Origin of the sequence: Bradyrhizobium arachidis (assembly GCF_024758505.1) — a bacterium.
Lineage (GTDB): Bacteria > Pseudomonadota > Alphaproteobacteria > Rhizobiales > Xanthobacteraceae > Bradyrhizobium > Bradyrhizobium manausense_C.
In genome coordinates this window covers 7,782,239-7,800,584 of the sequence record NZ_CP077970.1, presented here as the reverse complement: position 1 = coordinate 7,800,584, position 18,346 = coordinate 7,782,239, and the positions used below count along the sequence as shown (strand labels likewise).

Annotated in this window: 18 protein-coding genes, 1 tRNA gene and 1 pseudogene; 10 read left to right on the top strand and 10 right to left on the bottom strand. The window is 64.5% G+C overall.

The window, feature by feature from the left end; translation table 11 throughout:
• Positions 1-53: 53 nt before the first annotated feature.
• The gene (locus KUF59_RS36085) at positions 54-1,202 is read right to left on the bottom strand and encodes a M20 family metallopeptidase (protein WP_258767828.1); all 1,149 of its coding nucleotides are present in this window, start codon (positions 1,200-1,202) and stop codon (positions 54-56) included.
• Positions 1,203-1,561: 359 nt separating this feature from the next.
• On the opposite strand from KUF59_RS36085, the gene KUF59_RS36080 reads away from it, so the two are divergent.
• On the top strand, positions 1,562-1,894 hold the full coding sequence (locus KUF59_RS36080) for a GYD domain-containing protein (RefSeq protein WP_212403858.1): 333 nt from the start codon (positions 1,562-1,564) through the stop codon (positions 1,892-1,894).
• A gap of 89 nt (positions 1,895-1,983) precedes the next feature.
• Here KUF59_RS36080 and flbD read toward each other — a convergent pair whose 3' ends face one another.
• The 8 genes from flbD to KUF59_RS36040 all read right to left on the bottom strand — a co-directional run bounded on the left by flbD (position 1,984) and on the right by KUF59_RS36040 (position 10,240).
• Positions 1,984-3,366, bottom strand: a complete 1,383-nt coding sequence (flbD, locus tag KUF59_RS36075; protein WP_212461425.1) for a sigma-54-dependent transcriptional regulator FlbD — start codon at positions 3,364-3,366, stop codon at positions 1,984-1,986.
• A gap of 103 nt (positions 3,367-3,469) precedes the next feature.
• Entirely contained in the window at positions 3,470-3,823 is a 354-nt protein-coding gene (gene fliN / locus KUF59_RS36070; protein ID WP_140976982.1) for a flagellar motor switch protein FliN, read from the bottom strand.
• 23 nt (positions 3,824-3,846) lie between these two features.
• Positions 3,847-4,482 carry a FliH/SctL family protein gene (locus KUF59_RS36065; RefSeq protein ID WP_212461424.1) on the bottom strand — a complete coding sequence of 212 codons (636 nt, stop codon included), beginning with the start codon at positions 4,480-4,482 and terminating at the stop codon, positions 3,847-3,849.
• The gene (gene fliG, locus KUF59_RS36060; protein WP_212461423.1) at positions 4,482-5,576 is read right to left on the bottom strand and encodes a flagellar motor switch protein FliG; all 1,095 of its coding nucleotides are present in this window, start codon (positions 5,574-5,576) and stop codon (positions 4,482-4,484) included. The genes KUF59_RS36065 and fliG overlap by 1 nt, the downstream gene beginning before the upstream one ends.
• A gap of 6 nt (positions 5,577-5,582) precedes the next feature.
• Positions 5,583-7,205 carry a flagellar basal-body MS-ring/collar protein FliF gene (gene fliF, locus KUF59_RS36055; protein WP_212461422.1) on the bottom strand — a complete coding sequence of 541 codons (1,623 nt, stop codon included), beginning with the start codon at positions 7,203-7,205 and terminating at the stop codon, positions 5,583-5,585.
• Positions 7,206-7,382: 177 nt separating this feature from the next.
• The gene (gene sciP / locus KUF59_RS36050; protein ID WP_002714638.1) at positions 7,383-7,658 is read right to left on the bottom strand and encodes a CtrA inhibitor SciP; all 276 of its coding nucleotides are present in this window, start codon (positions 7,656-7,658) and stop codon (positions 7,383-7,385) included.
• 215 nt (positions 7,659-7,873) lie between these two features.
• Positions 7,874-8,572 (bottom strand): flagellar hook assembly protein FlgD, encoded by a 699-nt coding sequence (locus tag KUF59_RS36045; protein WP_212461421.1) that lies wholly within the window; start codon positions 8,570-8,572, stop codon positions 7,874-7,876.
• A 12-nt stretch (positions 8,573-8,584) separates the two neighbouring features.
• A complete protein-coding gene (locus KUF59_RS36040; protein WP_212461420.1) occupies positions 8,585-10,240 on the bottom strand; it encodes a flagellar hook-length control protein FliK in 1,656 nt (551 codons plus the stop codon).
• Between the two features lie 362 nt (positions 10,241-10,602).
• On the opposite strand from KUF59_RS36040, the gene mnmA reads away from it, so the two are divergent.
• The 7 genes and pseudogenes from mnmA to KUF59_RS36005 all read left to right on the top strand — a co-directional run bounded on the left by mnmA (position 10,603) and on the right by KUF59_RS36005 (position 15,731).
• Entirely contained in the window at positions 10,603-11,784 is a 1,182-nt protein-coding gene (gene mnmA, locus KUF59_RS36035) for a tRNA 2-thiouridine(34) synthase MnmA (protein WP_212461419.1), read from the top strand.
• 17 nt (positions 11,785-11,801) lie between these two features.
• Positions 11,802-12,440 (top strand): class I SAM-dependent methyltransferase, encoded by a 639-nt coding sequence (locus KUF59_RS36030; protein WP_212461418.1) that lies wholly within the window; start codon positions 11,802-11,804, stop codon positions 12,438-12,440.
• Between the two features lie 126 nt (positions 12,441-12,566).
• On the top strand, positions 12,567-12,932 hold the full coding sequence (locus KUF59_RS36025; RefSeq protein ID WP_212461417.1) for a hypothetical protein: 366 nt from the start codon (positions 12,567-12,569) through the stop codon (positions 12,930-12,932).
• A 252-nt stretch (positions 12,933-13,184) separates the two neighbouring features.
• Positions 13,185-13,261, top strand: a tRNA-Met gene (locus KUF59_RS36020).
• Between the two features lie 75 nt (positions 13,262-13,336).
• Positions 13,337-13,426: pseudogene (locus tag KUF59_RS44460) on the top strand (TrbI/VirB10 family protein); the annotation flags it as partial.
• Positions 13,427-13,623: 197 nt separating this feature from the next.
• Complete coding sequence (locus KUF59_RS36010; protein ID WP_212461416.1) at positions 13,624-14,736, top strand: alkene reductase; 1,113 nt, start codon at positions 13,624-13,626, stop codon at positions 14,734-14,736.
• Between the two features lie 140 nt (positions 14,737-14,876).
• A complete protein-coding gene (locus KUF59_RS36005; protein ID WP_212461415.1) occupies positions 14,877-15,731 on the top strand; it encodes a Bug family tripartite tricarboxylate transporter substrate binding protein in 855 nt (284 codons plus the stop codon).
• Positions 15,732-15,768: 37 nt separating this feature from the next.
• Here KUF59_RS36005 and KUF59_RS36000 read toward each other — a convergent pair whose 3' ends face one another.
• On the bottom strand, positions 15,769-16,677 hold the full coding sequence (locus KUF59_RS36000; RefSeq protein WP_212461414.1) for a LysR family transcriptional regulator: 909 nt from the start codon (positions 16,675-16,677) through the stop codon (positions 15,769-15,771).
• A gap of 141 nt (positions 16,678-16,818) precedes the next feature.
• Between KUF59_RS36000 and KUF59_RS35995 the strand changes: the two genes are divergently transcribed.
• Both KUF59_RS35995 and KUF59_RS35990 read left to right on the top strand, forming a co-directional pair.
• Positions 16,819-18,000 carry a cytochrome P450 gene (locus tag KUF59_RS35995; protein ID WP_212461413.1) on the top strand — a complete coding sequence of 394 codons (1,182 nt, stop codon included), beginning with the start codon at positions 16,819-16,821 and terminating at the stop codon, positions 17,998-18,000.
• A gap of 10 nt (positions 18,001-18,010) precedes the next feature.
• Complete coding sequence (locus tag KUF59_RS35990) at positions 18,011-18,331, top strand: 2Fe-2S iron-sulfur cluster-binding protein (protein ID WP_258767826.1); 321 nt, start codon at positions 18,011-18,013, stop codon at positions 18,329-18,331.
• The last annotated feature ends 15 nt before the right edge of the window (positions 18,332-18,346 follow it).

The window sequence follows — 18,346 nt, the reverse complement described above, 5'->3', positions numbered from 1 at the left end:
GGACTGCGCTTCGCGCAACCGCAAGGCTAAGCCACCCTACGAAGTTACGAAGCTCAGCTCCGCAGAATCGCCAGCGCGAGCGCCTGTGCGCGCGGTACGATGCTGTCGATCTCGAGATATTCGTCCGCCGTATGCGCGAGCCCGCCGACCGGGCCGACGCCGCAGATGGTGGGCGTGCCGACCGCGGCGGTGAAGCCGGAATCGGCGCAGCCGCCGGAGAACTCACCTTGCAGCGTCGTGAGGCCGGCTTGCCGTGCTGCGCCCTGATAGGTCTCGAACAGCGCTTTCGACGCCGCGCTCTGGACGGCGGGCAGGAACTCGCCCTTGATGGTCAGCGTCGCCGATGTGCCGGAGACATAAGACGTCGCGACGATCTTCTCGATCGCCGACATCACCGACTCGCGTTGCGCGGGCTCTACATAGCGAAAGTCGATCTGGCCTTCGGCCGACGGCGCCGTCGTATTGACCGACTGGCCACCCGAGATCAGGCCGACATTGAGGGTAATGCCCTTCGCAACATCGGTCAGCGCGTGGATCTGGACGATCTTGTGCGCGAGCTCGCCGATGGCGCTGATGCCGGCGGCAAAATTGGCGCCGGAATGTGCGGCCTTTCCGGTCACCGCGCAATGCATGAAGATGCCGCCCTTGCGGCCCGTCACGACGTTGCCGGTCGGCCGTCCCGGCTCCGAATTGAACACGCAGCGCGCCGCGCGTCCTTCGCGCTCGATCACCGGACGCGACGACGGCGAAGCGATCTCCTCGTCCGAGGTGATCAGCACCTTGATCGGATGCGGGCTGCCGCCAAAGCGCTTGAAGGCGGCGGCGACGAACACGTTCATCACCAGGCCCGCCTTCATGTCGGCGACGCCGGGACCGTAGGCGCGACCGTCCTTGATGGTGAAGGGCCGGCGCTCGGCCTCGCCCTTGGAGAAGACAGTGTCGCGATGGCCCATCAGCAGGATCGGCTCCTCGTTGCTGCCGGGTTTTGCAACCGCCGCGTGGATGGCATCGCCGAAAGTGTCGTGACTCTCGCGCCAGCTCGATATGCTGTGCTCGGCAAAATGCTTCTCGAAGCGCGCGCCGACGGCATCCACGCCCGCCTTGTCGTACGATCCGGAATCGATGTTCACGACGTCGCGCAGCAGGTCGATCATCGCCTGCTTCTGCGACGCCAGCCATTCCGTGATTTGGGTTTCGGACATTGTCACCTCGCGTATCAATACTGTCGTACCTATAGGGTCTGTCGCGCTGACGACCTAGTCGTCGAATGCAGCCCTCACCTGAGCCCGGCGACGGGCACATCGTTGAAGAAGACGGCGCCAGACCGGCAAATCAACGCAATTCGGGATTGATCCACCCCGGCTTTCCGCTCGCGCACGACCGCATTGTGGAGTCGACGAAAGCCGCTATAGTCGGCACAAGCTGCCAGTTGGACGTGCCGAAGTCCGCAGCTCAATTTTCAAGGCAGCTCGCATGCCGTCGGCAGGCCATGCCTTGCTCTCAACGAGAGCGCTTTTTGCAAGATCTCATGGACGTCGTTGTAACCTCAACGGAGAGAAACATGCCGTTGTTCATCTCGTACGTCTCCTACTCAAATGCCGGCATCAAGGGAATGGTCGACAAGCCGACTGACCGCACGGCGGTCATCGGTGCGATGGTCGAGAAGGCCGGCGGAAAGCTCCAGGGAGCTTTCATGACCACCGGCCCGCATGATGCGCTGATCGTCACGGAGTTTCCCGACGGCGCCGATGCCGTCGCCATCGGAATGGCCGCTGCCGCAAGCGGCGCCATTTCCAAGATCGAGACCGTGCGCGCCTGGAAGATGGGTGAATTCAAAGCCATTGCGGAGAAGGCCGCCAAGCTTGCGAGCTCCTACGTCCCGCCGGGCAAGTAGGCCGCACAGACGGGGCAGGTGATCAAGCGAAATGGCCCGGAGCGCGACGCTCCGGGCCATTTCTGTGAGCCGTGCTTCCCGCGTCCCGTTCACCCCATCGCGGGCATGCGCGGGTATTCGCCGGGGACGCCGGCGGGCGGGATCGGGATGCCGCCGTCGGCATATTCGTTGAGCTTGTTGCGCAGCGTGCGGATCGAGATGCCCAGAATGTTCGCGGCATGCGTCCGGTTGCCGAGGCAGTGCTTCAGTGTCTCCAGGATCAGGTCGCGCTCGACGTCGGCCACCGTGCGGCCGACGAGCGCCCGCGTCACCTGCTCGGCGGCGAAGGTCGCATGCGCCACGGCCGGCGCGGTCTTGGCGAGGTCGAGGCGGTCGCCGTCCGGGGTGATGATGGCGTCGGGTCCGATCTCGTCGCCCTGCGCCATCAGCACCGCGCGGTGCATGGTGTTTTCGAGCTCGCGGACGTTGCCCTGCCAGCGGTTGGCGGTGAGCACCTGCCGCGCATCGACCGAGATCGGGCGCAGCGGCACGCCGTTGGCGTCGGCGTATTTCTTCACGAAGTGCTGGGCGAGCTCCAGAATGTCGGCGGGGCGATCGCGCAGCGGCGGGATCTTCAGGTTCACGACGTTGAGGCGGAACAGCAGGTCCTCGCGGAACGTGCCGTCGCGCACGGCGTCCGCCAGGTTGCGGTTCGAGGTCGCGATGATGCGGATGTCCACCGGCACCGGCTTGGTGCCGCCGACGCGGTCGATGACGCGCTCCTGGATGGCGCGCAGCAGCTTCGATTGCAGGCGAACGTCCATCTCGGAGATTTCGTCGAGCAGCAGCGTGCCGCCGGTTGCCTCCTCGAACTTGCCGATGCGGCGGGCCACCGCGCCGGTGAAGGCACCCTTCTCATGGCCGAACAGCTCGGACTCCAGCAGATGCTCGGGGATCGCCGCGCAGTTGATGGAGATGAAGGGGCGCTTGGCGCGGGCCGAGCGGGTGTGGACGTAGCGCGCCAGCACTTCCTTGCCGGTACCGGATTCGCCGGTGATCATGACAGAGGCGTCGGAGCCGGCGATCTGCTGCGCGAGCTTGATGACGCGGCCCATCGCCTCGTCGCGGTAGACCAGCTCGCGGGAATCGTTGGCGACCGCGGCGAGCACGGCGGCGATCAGCTCCGGCTCCGGCGGCAGCGGGATGTATTCCTTGGCGCCGGCGTGGATCGCGGCAACCGCGGCGCGGGCGTCGTTGGTGATGCCGCAGGCGACGATCGGGGCGTGGATGTGCTCGGCTTCGAGCCGCATCACGAGATCGCGGATGTCGAGGGCGACGTCGACCAGCAAGAGGTCGGCGCCCTTGCCGCCGCGCAGCACCCGCATGGCCTGCTCGTTGTCCTCCGCATGGGTCACGGTGGCGCCGTTCTCCATCGCGATCTTGGTGGCGGTGGTGAGCTGGCCCTTCAGTGTGCCAACGATGAGAAGCCGCATGTCAGTCTCCTGTTCGTCTGTTCGCGCTGCCGCGCGTTATTCTCGGCGAAGCATGATCCGGAAAAGTGCGTAGCGGTTTTCCGAAAAGATCATGCTCAAACAACTAGCCGCGTTCCGTCTTGATGATTTCCGTCATGGTCACGCCGAGCTTGTCTTCGACCAGAACCACCTCGCCGCGGGCGACGAGACGGTTGTTGACGTAGATGTCGATGGCTTCGCCGACACGCCGGTCGAGCTCGAGCACGGTGCCGGGCCCGAGCTTCAAGAGCTCGCCGACATCCATCTTCGAGCGGCCGAGCACCGCCGAGACCTGCACCGGCACGTCGAATACCGCCTCGAGGTCGGCGGCGACGCGGGCCGCATATTCGTCCTCGTTGTAGCCGATGTCGCCGGGGTTGGTCGGCGGCGCCGGGCCGTTGAGATCGGGAAGCGGGACCTGCCCGTCAGTGTCGCTCATGTCTTACCCCTCAAATCCCCGTCTCAGATCCTCTGCGCCGCGCCGTCGCCGGACGCCGTGATGTAGCGCCCGACGAGCTCGCCGATCTTGGCCTCGATCGCGCCGCGTTCCAGCACGACGCCGCCGTCGGCCCATTCGATCCGGCAGTCGCCGGTCGCGATCTCCGGCTCGGCCAGGATCACCAGCCGTCCTTCGAAGCCGCTCTGCTTGGCCAGCCGCTCGATCGTCTCGCGCGCGCTGTCGTAGAGCGCATCGTTGATGCGCACGACCAGATGCGGCGTCGCGACGAGGTGCGAGAAGCAGTCGCGCACCAGCGCGACGATCTCGCCGAGCGGCTCGCGGGCGATCAGTTCGGCGCACAATTTGCGCGCCACAGCCACCGCGACGTCGACGGCCTCGGTCTCCATCCTCATCTCGACGCTGCCAAAGCGCGACGCGATGCCCTGCACGGAAATCCGGATCTCTTCCATCGCCAGCGCGACCCGCCGGTCGCTCTCGGCCTTGGCCTCGCGCTGGCCGGCGTCGAAGCCGGCCTGGTAGGCGGCGGCTTCCGCGGCGGCAACTTTCTGCGCGATCTCGGCCGCGCTTGCAGCCTTCTCGCGGGTACGGTCGGGCGCGGCGAAGTCGTTGTCGAACAGGAATTTTGCGGGTGCTGCCATCAATACACCAGCTCGTCGTCAGCGCGGTTCTTGGTCAGCATGATCTCGCCCTTGGCGGCGAGGTCCTTTGCGAGATTGACCAGCAGCGCCTGCGCCTCGTCGACATCGCGCAGACGGACCGGGCCCATCGCCGCCATGTCGTCCTGGAGCATCTTGGCCGCGCGCGAGGACATGTTGCCGAAGAAGAAGTTGCGGACGTCCTCGTTGGCACTCTTGAGCGCGACGCCGAGCTTGTCCTTGTCGACGTTGCGCATCAGGGTCTGCGCCGATCCGGAGTCGAGCTTCACGAGGTCGTCGAAGGTGAACATCAGCGCCTTGATGCGCTCGGCGGACTCGCGGTTTTCCTCTTCCAGCGAGGTGATGAAGCGGGTTTCGGTCTGGCGGTCGAAATTGTTGAAGATCTCGGCCATCACCTCGTGGGCGTCGCGGCGCCGAGTCTGCGACAGGTTGGACATGAACTCGGTGCGCAGCGTCTTCTCCACGCTCTCGATCACCTCCTTCTGCACCGCCTCCATCTTCAGCATGCGGTTGACGACGTCGAGCGCCAGCTCCTCGGGAAGGATGCCGAGCACGCGCGCGGCGTGCTCCGGCTTCAGCTTCGAGAGCACCACGGCGATGGTCTGCGGGTATTCGTTCTTCAGATAGTTGGCGAGAACCTCTTCCTGCACGTTGGAGAGCTTTTCCCACATGTTGCGCCCGGCAGGGCCACGGATCTCGTCCATGATGCCGTTGACGCGCTCCGGCGCGAGGTACTGCTGCAACAGCCGCTCGGTGGCGTCGAAATTGCCCATCAGCGCGCCGGAGGCCGACATGCGCGAGACGAATTCGAGCAGCATGTCCTCGACCGTGTCGACCTCGACCGTGCCGAGCGTCGACATTTCGAGCGAGAGCTGGCGCACCTCGTCGTCGTCGAGCAATTGCCAGATCTTGCCGCCATATTGCTCGCCGAGCGCCAGCATCAGGATCGCGGCGCGCCGGGGGCCAGAAATTGGCTCGGACTTGGCGTCACCGGACCGGGCGCCTGCGCGCTGTCCGAGCGTCGAGATGACGCTGGTGATGTCCTGGGAGTTGGCGTTCTGTAACGAGCCGGCCATTTCAGATCATTTCGCGGGTTCGGTCAGCCACTGACGGATGATGGCGACGGTTTCATTGGGATTGCGCTCGGCGAGTTCGCCGACGCGATGAACGGATTGGGCGTGGACCTGGCCCTGAATGGTGGCGACGTCGATCGCGCTTGCCGCGGCGCTCGGCAGCAGAGGCTGGCCGCCGGGGCCCGTGGCCGGCGCGGACTCTTCCGTCGCCGGGCCGGCAATGGCAGCGGTGATGGCGGCCGTGACCTCATCGGAGGCGAGGATGCGCTTCACCAGCGGCCGGATCACCATGAACATCACGACGAGGCCCAGCAGCATCATCACGCCGAGCTCGATGACGTACATGACGTCATCCTTGGTGAACTGGAGCATGCCGAGGAAGCCCGAGGGCTCGCCGATCGGGGCGGTCGCCGGCGCATCGGCAAAGCGCAGGTTCACGACCTCGACCTGGTCGCCGCGCTTCTGGTCGAACCCGATCGCCGAGCGCACCACGGCGGCGATGCGGTCGAGCTGCTCTTTGGGACGATCCGTGTAGGCGAGCTCGCCCTTCTCGTTCTTGGAGTAGATGCCATCGACCAGGACCGCGACGGAGATGCGGTTGACCCGGCCGACCTCGGTTACCTCGGTCTTGGTGGTACGGGAGATCTCGTAATTGTTGGTCTCTTCGCTCTTCTTGCTCTGGTCCTTGGGGACCACGCCGCCGCCGCCCGCGCCATTGCCCGGCAGCTCGTTGTTGACCGTGACCTGGCCGTTGTTCTCGGCCGACATGCTGCTCTCTTCCCGCGTCTGGCTGGAGCGCAACACGCGGCCTTCGGGATCGAACTTGTCCGAGGTCTGGGTGATCTTGTTGAAGTCGAAATCGGCGGACAGCTGGACGCGGGCGCGGCCCGAGCCGACCACCGAGGAGACGATCTCCTCGATCTGCTTGCGCATCCGCTTCTCGAAGGCGGCGCGGCGCTCGTCGCCGATCGCCTGCTCGGGATCGGTGGCAGCGCCGTCGGCGAGCAGCTGGCCGGCCTCGTCCACGATCGAGACGCGCTGCGGCTTCAAGCCGTTGACGGCGGAGGCGACGAGGTGGCGGATGGCGCGGATCTGCTGCGCCTCGAGCGAGCCGCGCACGCGCAGCACGATCGAGGCCGACGGCTCCGGCGCCTCGCGCGAGAACAGCGGACGCTCGGGCAACACGAGATGGACGCGGGCGGCCTGGATCCGGTCGATGGCGCGGATGGTGCGGGCGAGCTCGCCCTCCAGCGCCCGCAAGTGATTGATGTTCTGGACGAAACTGGTAGTGCCGAGGGCATCCGACTTGTCGAAGACTTCGTAGCCGACGCCGCCGCCCTTGGGCAGGCCGCCCTCGGCGAGCTTCATGCGGAGACGGGTGACCTTGTCCTTGGGCACCATGATGATGCTGCCCTCGTTGCGAATCTCGAACGGGATGCCCTGGCGTTCCAGGTCCTTGATGATGCCGGAAGAGTCCTCGACCGAGAGGTCGGTGAACAGCGTCGTCATCTGGGGCGTGGTGACGCGCAGGATGACAAACGCGAAAAAGCCGATGAGCGCGGCGGTCACCGCGATCATCGCCGCAAACCGAGCGGCGCCGATACCCTTCAGGAAGTCCAACAGACCTTGCAAGCAACCGCCCCAGAGATTCGGCCCAACTTCCGGCAGCCGACTGGGCAATTATTGCCTAGGTGATGGTTTCGATATGGTTAACGAAGGTTAAGAGGTCGGACAAAAGAACGGACATGAAAAAAATCGGCCTCGCAGGGCGGGGCCGATTTTCGTCAAATCGATCAGTTTCCGGGTCGCTTACTGGCGATATTGCTGAATGCGGGTGGTGCGCAGGCCCGCAAGACCGTGCTGGTCGATGGAAAACTGCCAGGAAAGGAATTCGTCGACGGTGAGGGTATAGCGGCTGCAGGCTTCCTCAAGCGAGAGGAGACCGCCGCGAACTGCCGCTACCACCTCGGCCTTGCGGCGGATGACCCACCGTTTGGTTCCGGGCGCGGGAAGATCGGCAATCGTTAACGGGCTGCCGTCCGGCCCGATGACGTATTTTACCCTCGGGCGATGGGGTTCTGTCATGGCGTACTCACAAACTCTCAACCACTGAACTCACGCCACAACCGTACGCCGGCCGGCTTAAAAATTGGCTAAGCCTAAGGCTTCAATACAATTCTCGTTGAAAATGGCTGGAACAGCCTCAGCTCGGCCGGCGGGACGGGGGCGTCCAGGCCGGTCGAGGGGGTCTTCGTAAATACTTTACTAACGAACAGAGCCAGTCAGGCGAGGTGCGAACCTCAGTTGCTGGCGTTGACGATGCTCTTGACCTGGCTGACGGTGTAGGTGTTGCCGTCGATGGTCAAAAGCGGCGGCGACTGGGTCAGGTCGACCGACGACACCGTGCCCTGGACCTGCGCAGCGATGCCCACCGTATTGCCTGAGGCATCCTTGCCCGTCGCCGAGATCGTGTATTTGCCGTCGGGCCACTGGGTGCCGTCATTGCCCTGGCCGTTCCAGGTGAAGGGAATGTCGGTGCCGGCGCCGGCGGTGTATTTGCCGGTGAAGACGGTCTGGCCACTCGAGTTCGCGATCGAAATATCGACGGTCGCGCTGCTCGGAACGTTCAGGTGCCAGGTCGCCGACGAATTCGTCATCGTCGCGGTGGTGCCGTCGACCACGGCGGTCTTGCCGACGAAACCGAGCGCCTGCGTTGCCTGCGTGGTCTGCTGCAGCGTGACGAGCTGCGAGAGTGTGTCGTTGGTCTTGAGCTGCTGTTCGACACCGGCGAACTGCACGAGCTGCTGGGTGAACTGGTTGGTGTCGAGCGGATCGAGCGGGTTCTGGTTCTGGAGCTGCGTGGTGAGCAGCGTCAGAAAGGTCTGGAAATTACCCGCGAGCGTCGAGCCCGTGGAGGAGCTCAGGGTCGAGCTCGTCGATGTCTTCGGGATGTCGGTGGTTCCCGAAACGACGGAAGGCGCAACGCCGGTGGTGGCCATGTCCTGGACTCCTTACACTCTGATGTCGACGCCGCTGCTCGACGAGAGCATGCGGCCATAGCTGCGCCCGGCGACGGCGGCCGGCATCGCCTCGTCGTCGCTGACGATCAGGCGGCGGGCGTTGCCGCCATTGTCGTTGGCATTGCCGTTGTTCTGCCCGGACGACGACTGGTCGCGCAGGCTGAAGGAAAGGCCGTTGTTGCCGGTCTTGAGGCCGGCATCGTCGAGCGCGCGCTGCAATTGCGGCGCGTCCTGGCGCAGCATCGACAGCGTCTCCGGCTTTTCGACCGTCAAATGCGAGGTGACCTGGCCGTTGCGGTCGACCGCGATGCGGACGTCGATGCGGCCAAGCTCGGCAGGATCGAGGCGGATGTCGAATTGGGTTTTTCCGGCGCGCGCGGCGGCGGCGATTTCGACCGGCAATCCGCTGAGCGGCACGGCCGTCGACGTCGCGGCGGTCGCGGTCAGCGTTGCAGTGGAGGCTGACGTGCTCGAAATGGTGTTCGTAGTCGGTGCCTGGATCGCGGCTGCGGCCTGGGCGCTCGGATCGGGCGCGCTCACCTGCGGCTGCGTATTGGCAGCATGACCGTGCGGGGTCGGTGTGGCGGGAGCGGCCGGTGCTGTGCGATCGGCGGTGTCCGTCTTGGCCTCGGTCGTGGTGCCGTTGCTTTCTGGTTTTGCGGTCTGCGCATGCGCAGGCGCATTCGTGGCAGCAGCAGCGGAATTGGCCGTTGTCGCAGTGAGGCCGCCCGGCTTGGTGGTGTCTTGCCCGCCGGTGATGTCAGACACATCCTTGTTGGATTGCGCGGTGACGGCTTCCTTGAACGCGGTCTTTGGCGTCGCCTTGTCGATCGCGGCCGCGAGCGCGCCGCTGGTCTGCTGCGGATCTGTCGGCGCAGTGTCGGTCGTGCCGGCTGCAGCAGCATCCGCGAGCGCGGCCTTTGCCGCGGCGGCATCGGCGTCTGTCGTCGTGGCGATCGTGTCGGTGGTCGCGGTCGCAGCGTCGGTCTTGGTCGTCGCGGGTGTTGCGATCTGCGCCGCGGTCGAGGCGCTCGCCGCAATCCCTGCGGCCGCGATCGTCAGGGGCGAATCGGTGTTGGCGCCGGTTTGGGTCCCGGCCGCAGCGATATCGGTCGGAGCGACTGTTACAGGCACGATGACGGCGGTCGGATCGGGCACGGCCTGGCTGGCCGCTTGCTGCTGCGCGGCGTCGGCTGCCTGCACGGCGGCGGCAAGGCCATCGCTCTCGTCGGCCTGCTTGGACTTGGACTCATCGGACTTGGACTCATCGGACTTCGCCGCCGATTTGGTCTCTGATGTATCCGACTTGTCCTTGGTCTTGGCCGGGCCCGCGGCGTCCTTGTCGGCCGGCGCCGAATCATCGGTCGCCTCGTTCGAGGTCGCCTGCGACGTCTTGTCGGATGCGGAGGTGTCGCGGGAGCTCTTGTCGGACGTGGTCTTGTCGGAGGAGGTCTTATCGGACGCACGATTGGCGGTGTCGGACCGGCGCGGCGCCGGATCCGCCGTCTGCGTGCTGGCGGCGGCCGTATTGCTGTCCACGAGCGCGCCGAATTGGTCGCCGGCCGTCTTCGGCTGCGATTTTGCGGATTTCGACGGTGTGCTCGGCACCGGCACGCTGGCGGCTACGTCGGACGTCACGCTGACCACGGGAGACCTCTTGCAATAAACTCGGCTCAGAGGTCAGCAAGGAGCGGGCCAGTCCGTCTCTCCCATATTTTGTATTGTAATTTCAATGTCTTATGAGATTGGCGTAGAGGGGGAGGCCCCCCGCAAAGGGGGCCCATTTCTGCCTCCCGGCAAGAATTGCCCTAAGCGTCCAGCAAATCCCGCCCATGCGATTGCTTCACCGGAATGCGGCCTATATTAAAGGGTAGCTCTCAGCCGCTTTCGACCGGGCAAGGCGACCTCATGGAACCTGAGTTCCGGGAGGGGTTTGTTTCCCGGCCAGAAAAGTGAAAATAGCAGCGGAAATCGCGGGATCATCGCCGCACGCGTACTGACCGGAACCCATGCTCAACAGTCTGGATCTCGAAGGCCGTCCGCAGGACACCAGGGTCGTCGTCGCCATGTCCGGCGGCGTCGACTCCTCGACGACGGCTGCGCTGTTGAAGGCGGAGGGTTACGACGTCGTCGGCATCACGCTGCAGCTCTACGACCATGGCGCGGCGACCCATCGCAAGGGTGCATGCTGCGCCGGCCAGGACATTCACGACGCCCGCGACGTCGCCGCAAAGCTCGGCATTCCCCATTACGTGCTCGACTATGAGGATCGCTTTCGCGAGTCCGTCATCGACAATTTTGCCGACAGCTACGCGCTTGGCGAGACGCCGGTGCCGTGCATCGAGTGCAATCGCTCGGTCAAGTTTCGCGATCTCCTGAAGACCGCGCGCGAGTTAGGGGCGACCGCGCTCGCCACCGGCCACTACGTCGCCTCGCGCAGCCTCGATGACGGTTCGCGCGCACTCGTCTGCGCGGCCGACAGCGATCGCGACCAGAGCTATTTCCTGTTCGCGACCACGCGCGAGCAGCTCGACTTTTTGCGCTTCCCGCTCGGCGACATGACCAAGCCGCAGACCCGCGAGCTCGCGCGCCGCTTCGACCTCGCGGTCGCCGACAAGCACGACAGCCAGGACATCTGCTTCGTGCCGACGGGCCGCTACACCGACATCATCACGCGGCTGCGGCCGAACGCGATGGAGCCCGGCGACATCGTCGATCTCGACGGTCGCATCATCGGCCAGCATCACGGCATCGCCAATTTCACGGTCGGCCAGCGCCGCGGTCTCGGCATCGCCTCCGGCTCGCCGCTCTACGTGGTGCGGCTGGAAGCAGCGACCCGCCGTGTCGTCGTCGGCCCGCGCGAGGCGCTAAAGATGCACCGTATCGTACTGCGCGACGTCAACTGGATCGGCGACGGTGACATCGACCGCGCGATCGGCAGCGGGCTCGAAATGTATGTGCGCGTGCGCTCGACGCGCGCGCCGCAGCCGGCCTGGCTGCGCGGCGCCGACGGTCACTACGAGGTCGAGCTGGTCGCGGGCGAGGAGGGCGTGTCGCCCGGACAGGCCTGTGTGTTCTACGACGCGCCATCGGGGCAGGCGCGCGTGCTTGGCGGCGGTTTTATCCAGAGCGCGGCGTCGAAGGTCGTTGCGGCCACCGCGCGGCCGCTGGCCGAAGCCGTGCGCGGCTAAATTTTCAGGGCAGGGGCATGGCAGCAGATATCTCGCGGGCCGGGGTCGAGAAGGCCTATGGCCGCTGGGCGCCGGTCTACGATCTCGTGTTCGGCAAGGTTTTTGACCAGGGCCGGCAATCCACCATCGAGGTCGCCGACAAGATCGGCGGCCGCGTGCTCGACGTCGGCGTCGGCACCGGCCTGTCGCTGTCGGATTATTCGCGCTCGACCAAACTGTGCGGCGTCGACATTTCCGAGCCGATGCTGCGCCGGGCGATGAAGCGCGTGCGCGAGATGAAGCTTAGCAATGTCGAGGTGCTCTCGGTGATGGACGCGAAAAACCTCGCGTTTCCCGACGGCTGCTTCGACGCCGTCGTCGCGCAATATGTCATCACGGCCGTGCCGGATCCCGAAGGCACGCTCGACGAGTTCGTGCGTGTGCTCAAGCCTGGCGGCGAGCTCATCCTGGTCAACCACATCGGCGCCGAGACCGGTCCGCGCCGCGCCTTCGAGCTCGCCTTTGCGCCGGTCGCGCGCAGGCTCGGCTGGCGGCCGGAGTTTCCGTGGGCGCGGCTCGCCAACTGGCAGAAGCGCCACGGCGGCGTCACGCTCGCCGAGCGCCGGCCGATGCCGCCGATGGGGCACTTTTCGCTGATCCGTTACCGCAAAGCATGATGGCGAGCATGATCCGGAAAAGTGTGCCGCGGTTTTCCGATAAGATCATGCTCAAAAAGAAGAAGTCCAATTGAAGCCGTCGTGCTTCGGAGGGAACGCGGGGAGGGGCGCGCGCGTTTCTTTGTCATGCGCACGAAACCCAAATTGCTGTTCGCAGCCGCGTTGATATCAGCCACAGGCAGCGCGATCGCGCAGGCCCCGCCCGCGCCGGCCACGCCGCCGCAGGCGACCGCCCCGCCCGCGCCGCAGCGCTCCGCCGACTGCGCGCCGACGCGCCCGGATCACTCCCGCAACTCGCTCGTTCCTGAGGGCGGCACCACCGGTCAGGCCCGGGAACCGCTCGGTGACAGACTGGCGAAATCCGACGGCGTGCTCTGCCCGCCCGCTGGCGTCGACCCCGAAATGCGCGCCCCCGCGCCCGAAATCGGCAAGACCCCGGTGATCCCGCCGCCCGGCAGCCCCGGCGGCGACCCCAATGTCCGGCCGAAATAGGCCCTCTTTCTTCGCCTCTTCCCTCGCGCGGGGAGAGGCGGGAGCGCATCGCCAGATGCGATCCGGGCGAGGAGGATTCTCCACGAGTCTGGTGCTGAAAACGGCCGAATCCGGAGCCACAACGACCCGCTTTTCACCACTCCCGCTCTCGTCGCGCCAAGCTTTAGCGAAGGCGGATTGACAGCCCCCGATACCCTTCCTTATATGCCGCGCGTTCGCGAGATGAGCCGTTCGGCCTCGCGAACCCCTCGTGGCGGGGTAGCTCAGCTGGTTAGAGCACGGGAATCATAATCCTGGGGTCGGGGGTTCGAGTCCCTCCCCCGCTACCATCTTTCCCCACACTCCTTTGACCTGGTTTGGATAGGCCCTTTCCCCGAGCAGGGCGTTTGGCCGCCCCGCTATCGCAGGGAGCGCGCTTGATCGGCATCTATGACAGCCAAGTCGCGTTCGGCCAGTCTCGCGTCCTGTTGGTTTGGACTCGCCTGATCATGCCGAAGCTCAATAACTTCGAGGCCTCGTGTCGGGCCTGTTTGTCGTTGGATGGTTGCCTGGCTCACCATTGATTACGTAAATCTATGTGCTTTTCGAAAATACTTGTCATCGTCTGACGACGGTCGTAGGCTGGAGCGGCGGTCGAAGGAGCGGACTTGCTTCCCTCACCCGCGCGTAATCGCCTAGGGAACGAGACACCGTGGCCAAAAGCCTGTTCGATCCTGCGCCCTTGGGTGCTTTGCGGCTTCCCAACCGGATCGTTATGTCGTCGATGTCTCGCGACCGATCGCCCGGCGGCGTGCCGACGGCACTCAATGCCCGCTACTACGCGCAGCGCGCGACGGCTGGACTCGTTGTCACCGAATCAACCGCCATTTCCGCCCGTGGTGTGGGATGGCCGAACACGCCCGGCATCTACACGGAGGCCCAGATCACAGGCTGGCGGGAAGTCACCGATGCCGTGCATCGCGCGGGCGGGCGAATCTTCTCCCAGCTCTGGCATTGCGGCCGCAACTCCCACCCGTTGACGCAGCCGGGCGGCGCGCTGCCGCTGGGGCCTTCGGCCCTTCTGCCGCCAGGCACCATTCGCACGGCCGAAGGCCGCAAGCCGCTTTTGGTGCCGCATGAATTGACGGCTGGCGAGATCACAGGTGTTGTTGAGGAATACCGCGCGGCTGCGCGCAACGCGCGCACAGCCGGCTTCGATGGCGTGCAGGTCCACGCGGGCAACGGCTTCCTGCTCGACCAATTCCTGCGCGATTCCGCCAATCACCGCACGGACGCGTATGGCGGCTCGGAGCAAAACCGCTGTCGGCTCCTGGTTGAAGTTGTTGAGGCCATCAGTGAGATCTGGAGTCCGGAACGCGTTGGTGTGCGATTCTCTCCGGCCAACCCGACCAACTATCACTTGCGCGACTCTGATCCGGCGCGATTGCTTGCCACCGCGCTTGTGATGCTGAGCGAATTGCGCATCGCCTATGTGGATGTGGTGGAAGGCTCCACCACGACAGAACCGGCCACCCACGATCTCGACTATTCGGCGCTGCGCCGCGGCTTCAATGGCATCTATATCGCCAACAACGGCTTCTCCAGCCGCGCGCAGGCCGAGCGCGCGCTCGCGGGCCATGCCGATCTGATCTCCTTCGGCAGGCTCTTCATTGCCAATCCTGATCTGCCGCGCAGGCTCGAGATCGGCGCGCGCATGAATCCGCTGAACCAGGACGAACTCTATTCGCCCGATCACCGCGGCTACACCGACTATCCTTTCCTTGATCATAACAACGAGCAGAACAATGCCGCCCCCGCCCCATAGGAGGAACACACGTGAAATCGACACACCGCCAATACTCGCGTCGCGCCGTTCTCCGCTCCCTTCTTGCGGCTCCCATGGTGCTGAGTGGCGCCTCAGCCTTCGCCAAGGGTGGCTGGCCTGACCGCCCGATCCGTCTCGTCATGACGCTGCCGGCCGGCACGTCCGCTGATACGATGGCGCGCTTCATCGCCGAGAAACTGCACGCCGAGTTGGGGCAACCGGTCTGGGTGGACAATCGCCCTGGAGCCAGCTCGAATATCGGTTATCAGGCGGCGTCCACCGCGCCGGCTGATGGCTATACGCTGCTCTACGGTCTTCTGTCGGTGATCCTCAATCCGCATCTCTTCAAGTCGGTGCCCTACAAGCCATCGGATTTCACGCCGATCATCCACTTGCTGGACGTGCCCTTCGTGTTGGTCGTGCGCGCAGACTCGCCCTATCGTACAGTGCAGGATCTGCTGCAGGCTGCGAAGGCGGATCCGGACAAGCTCACCTATCCGTCCTACGGCCTCGGTTCCGCCAATCACGTAGCTATGCTGCAAATGCTGCAGGCCACCGACGCGAAGATGATCCACGTGCCTTACAAGGATGGTGGCTTGAACGATCTGTTGGGCGGGCGTCTCGATTGCTCGCTCGACGTGACGGCCACGACCATTCCTCACATTCAGTCCGGCGCCTTGCGACCGCTTGTCGTGTCGACACGTCAACGGCTCGAGGAGCTGCCCGATGTGCCGACATTCGAAGAAGCGCGATTGGGCGTGCCGCTCTATTCGTGGAACGGCATCTTCGCGCGCGCCGGCACGCCGCCAGAGATCACCAGCCGCTTGTCATCTGCGCTCCAGACCATCACGACCGGAGATGACTTCCGGAAGAAGGTGAAGGAGTTCCTGCAGATTCCGCGAGGCGGGACGTCAGAAGAGTTTACGGCGTTCCTGAAGCAGGACTCCGACAACTGGGGCCGAATCGTCGCCAAAGCCGGCATTCAAATCGAGTGACCTTTTTCGCTCTTTCGTTTGCGGATAGCGCTCTAGATCAGGCGGTGCTCTCCTTGGCCACCTCGGCGAGGAGACCGCGCGCCCATTTGTGGAGGCCAGACTTGGCGGTTCTTGCGCTCCAATACATGTCGATGCTGATCGGCACGCGGAAGGGCAGGGGCGCGATGTGCAGACGGCCCTGCATGGCGCGTGCCAAATGATGTGGGATGGCTGCAACGAGACGCGTGCCCGGAATGATGCGCTCGAGACAGTCATGGCTTGGCAGCGTGACCGCCGGCTCCAGCACGATACCCTTGGCCTTGAGAGCGTTGATGTAGAGCGGCTGCCACTCACCGTTGTGAGTTACGAAGACGTGTTCGGCCTTGCAATAGGCTGACAACGTGATCCGGCCGCGTGCAAGAGGGTGGCTCCGATCCATCACGCACACATAGTGGTCGGTGAGGATATGGCGCCGGTAGAAACTCTCACCGACGATTCCGACTGGACCAATGACGATGTCGCATTCGTTTTGCTTGAGGTGGACGTTGCCGTGTCCAGCCGCGTCCAGCAGCACGAGCTTTGCATGCGGCGCCGCGGTACGAAAGCGGAAGCTGAACTGCGGAAACAGCGTCTGCCGCTCGTGATGGTTGCAGGAAATCGTCACCGTGCCCTTCGCCTCGGCGGGATCGAATTCCGTCGGCGAGGCGAGGCCCTCGATCTCGCCAAGTGTCTCCCGCGCCCACTGCACCAACGCAGCGCATCGCTCGGTTGCGGCAACGCCGTTGCCCTGGCGGACGAAAAGCGAATCTCGAAACGCGCTGCGCAGACGCTCGACCGTGTAGCTGATCGTGGATTGATTGACATCGAGCCGTTCAGCCGCAGCCGAGAACGATCGTAGGTCGTACACCAGGACAAGCGTGCGCAGCGCTCCAAAATCAATCGGATCAAGGGTGGAATTGATCGTCACGGGCGTGAACTCCAGATCGCGGCTCAGGGCCAACGTAACACGGGTTATGCAAGATTTCGATGGGGTCTATTGAGGCGATCGAATTGAGCGTTCGGTTCGGGGCCTTTAACGTTCTCGGAAACAAGGCCAGGGAGGAAGAAGATGACGAGCGCAGCACCTGTCATCTCGGATGTCGCCTATCAGGATCTGCTCAACGATCCCTATCCGATCTTCAAGCGCGTTCGCGATACGGCTTCGGCCGTCTTCGTGGCTGCCGCCAACCTGACGCTGGTCACACGCTTCGACGACATCGTGAAGATCGAGCGCGACCCCGTAACCTACTCATCCGACAACCCGACGTCCCTGGTTAACAAGGTTATGGGACCGACCTTCATGCGCAAGGATGGCGCCGAGCACGCCACAGGGCGCAAGGCCATCGAGCCTTCCTTCCGTTCCGGCACGATTAAGGAGCACTGGACGCCGAGATTTGCCGAGATCAGCGAGCGGCTCATCAACTCGCTCAGCGGCGCAGGCGAGGCGGACCTCTTCCATGCGCTCGCCGCGCCCATGGCATCGCTCAGCCTGATGGAGATGATCGGTTTCAAGGAGATGCCGTGGGAGACTCTCGCCCTGTGGTCGCAGTTTCTTATTGACGGTGCAGGCAACTACGCACGCGATGCCGAGATCGAGCGGAAGGCGATGGAGGCGGGCTCCGGCATCGATGCAGCGATCGAGGCAGTGCTCGATCATCATCGCGCTCACCCCAATCCTTCGATCCTTTCCTCGATGGTGCACGCGGATCCGCCGATGCCCATCGAGGAGATTCGCGCCAACATCAAGGTGATCATCGGCGGCGGTCTGAACGAGCCGCGTGACGCGATCCTGACGCTGACCCTGGGCCTCCTTGCAAACCCAGCACAAAAGGAGAGCGTTCTCGTCAAGCCGGAGCTGTGGCCGAATGCGTTTGAGGAGGCGGTACGCTGGATCTCTCCGATCGGCATGTATCCGCGTCGGGTCACCCGCGAAACCGATCTCTCCGACGTCATGTTGCCCGAAGGCCTTCAGATCGGTCTTTGCGTCGGCGCGGCGAACCGGGACGACAGGCGGTTTAGCAATCCGGATATGTTCGACATCTTCCGGCCCAGGCAATCGCATCTGGCCTTCGGGGCCGGCGCGCATTTCTGTGCGGGAACCTGGGTGTCCCGACAGACCGTCGGCAAGATCGTGGTGCCGATGCTGTTCGAGCGCCTTCGCAATCTTCGTCTCCGCGAAGATGCGCCGCCGCTCATCCGTGGCTGGGTGTTTCGCGGCCCGGTGTCGTTGCCTGTTCGCTGGGACGCCTGAGGAAAAAGAGATGCCGAAGATCATCTTCGTCAGTGCCGACGGTGTCACGCGCGAAGTCGCAGCCGGTGCGGACCAATCCATCATGCAAGCAGCGCTCGCCGCCGGCGTGCCCGGCATCGTCGCCGAGTGCAACGGTGCAGCGGCCTGTGCCACCTGTCACTGCTACTTCGATCCGGCCTACGCCGCCTGCGTCGGGGAGATCGGCGAGCAGGAGAGCGAGATGCTCGATTTCGCGGCTTCGGAGCGCACAGCGGACAGTCGCTTGAGCTGCCAGGTGCGCGTCATGGCAGAGATGGACGGCATGACAGTGCGCGTGCCAGCCCTGCAGTAGGTTGGCCAGGAAAGC

Coding starts and splice junctions, on each gene's coding strand:
- sciP (WP_002714638.1), bottom strand. CDS start 7,658: ATGACAGAACCCCATCGCCCGAGGGTAAAATACGTCATCGGGCCGGAC.
- KUF59_RS36005 (WP_212461415.1), top strand. CDS start 14,877: ATGACGCTGCCGGCCGGCACGTCCGCTGATACGATGGCGCGCTTCATC.
- KUF59_RS36030 (WP_212461418.1), top strand. CDS start 11,802: ATGGCAGCAGATATCTCGCGGGCCGGGGTCGAGAAGGCCTATGGCCGC.
- KUF59_RS35990 (WP_258767826.1), top strand. CDS start 18,011: ATGCCGAAGATCATCTTCGTCAGTGCCGACGGTGTCACGCGCGAAGTC.
- fliN (WP_140976982.1), bottom strand. CDS start 3,823: ATGAGCGACACTGACGGGCAGGTCCCGCTTCCCGATCTCAACGGCCCG.
- KUF59_RS36080 (WP_212403858.1), top strand. CDS start 1,562: ATGCCGTTGTTCATCTCGTACGTCTCCTACTCAAATGCCGGCATCAAG.
- mnmA (WP_212461419.1), top strand. CDS start 10,603: ATGCTCAACAGTCTGGATCTCGAAGGCCGTCCGCAGGACACCAGGGTC.
- KUF59_RS36025 (WP_212461417.1), top strand. CDS start 12,567: ATGCGCACGAAACCCAAATTGCTGTTCGCAGCCGCGTTGATATCAGCC.
- KUF59_RS35995 (WP_212461413.1), top strand. CDS start 16,819: ATGACGAGCGCAGCACCTGTCATCTCGGATGTCGCCTATCAGGATCTG.
- fliG (WP_212461423.1), bottom strand. CDS start 5,576: ATGGCCGGCTCGTTACAGAACGCCAACTCCCAGGACATCACCAGCGTC.
- flbD (WP_212461425.1), bottom strand. CDS start 3,366: ATGCGGCTTCTCATCGTTGGCACACTGAAGGGCCAGCTCACCACCGCC.
- KUF59_RS36045 (WP_212461421.1), bottom strand. CDS start 8,572: ATGGCCACCACCGGCGTTGCGCCTTCCGTCGTTTCGGGAACCACCGAC.
- KUF59_RS36065 (WP_212461424.1), bottom strand. CDS start 4,482: ATGGCAGCACCCGCAAAATTCCTGTTCGACAACGACTTCGCCGCGCCC.
- KUF59_RS36085 (WP_258767828.1), bottom strand. CDS start 1,202: ATGTCCGAAACCCAAATCACGGAATGGCTGGCGTCGCAGAAGCAGGCG.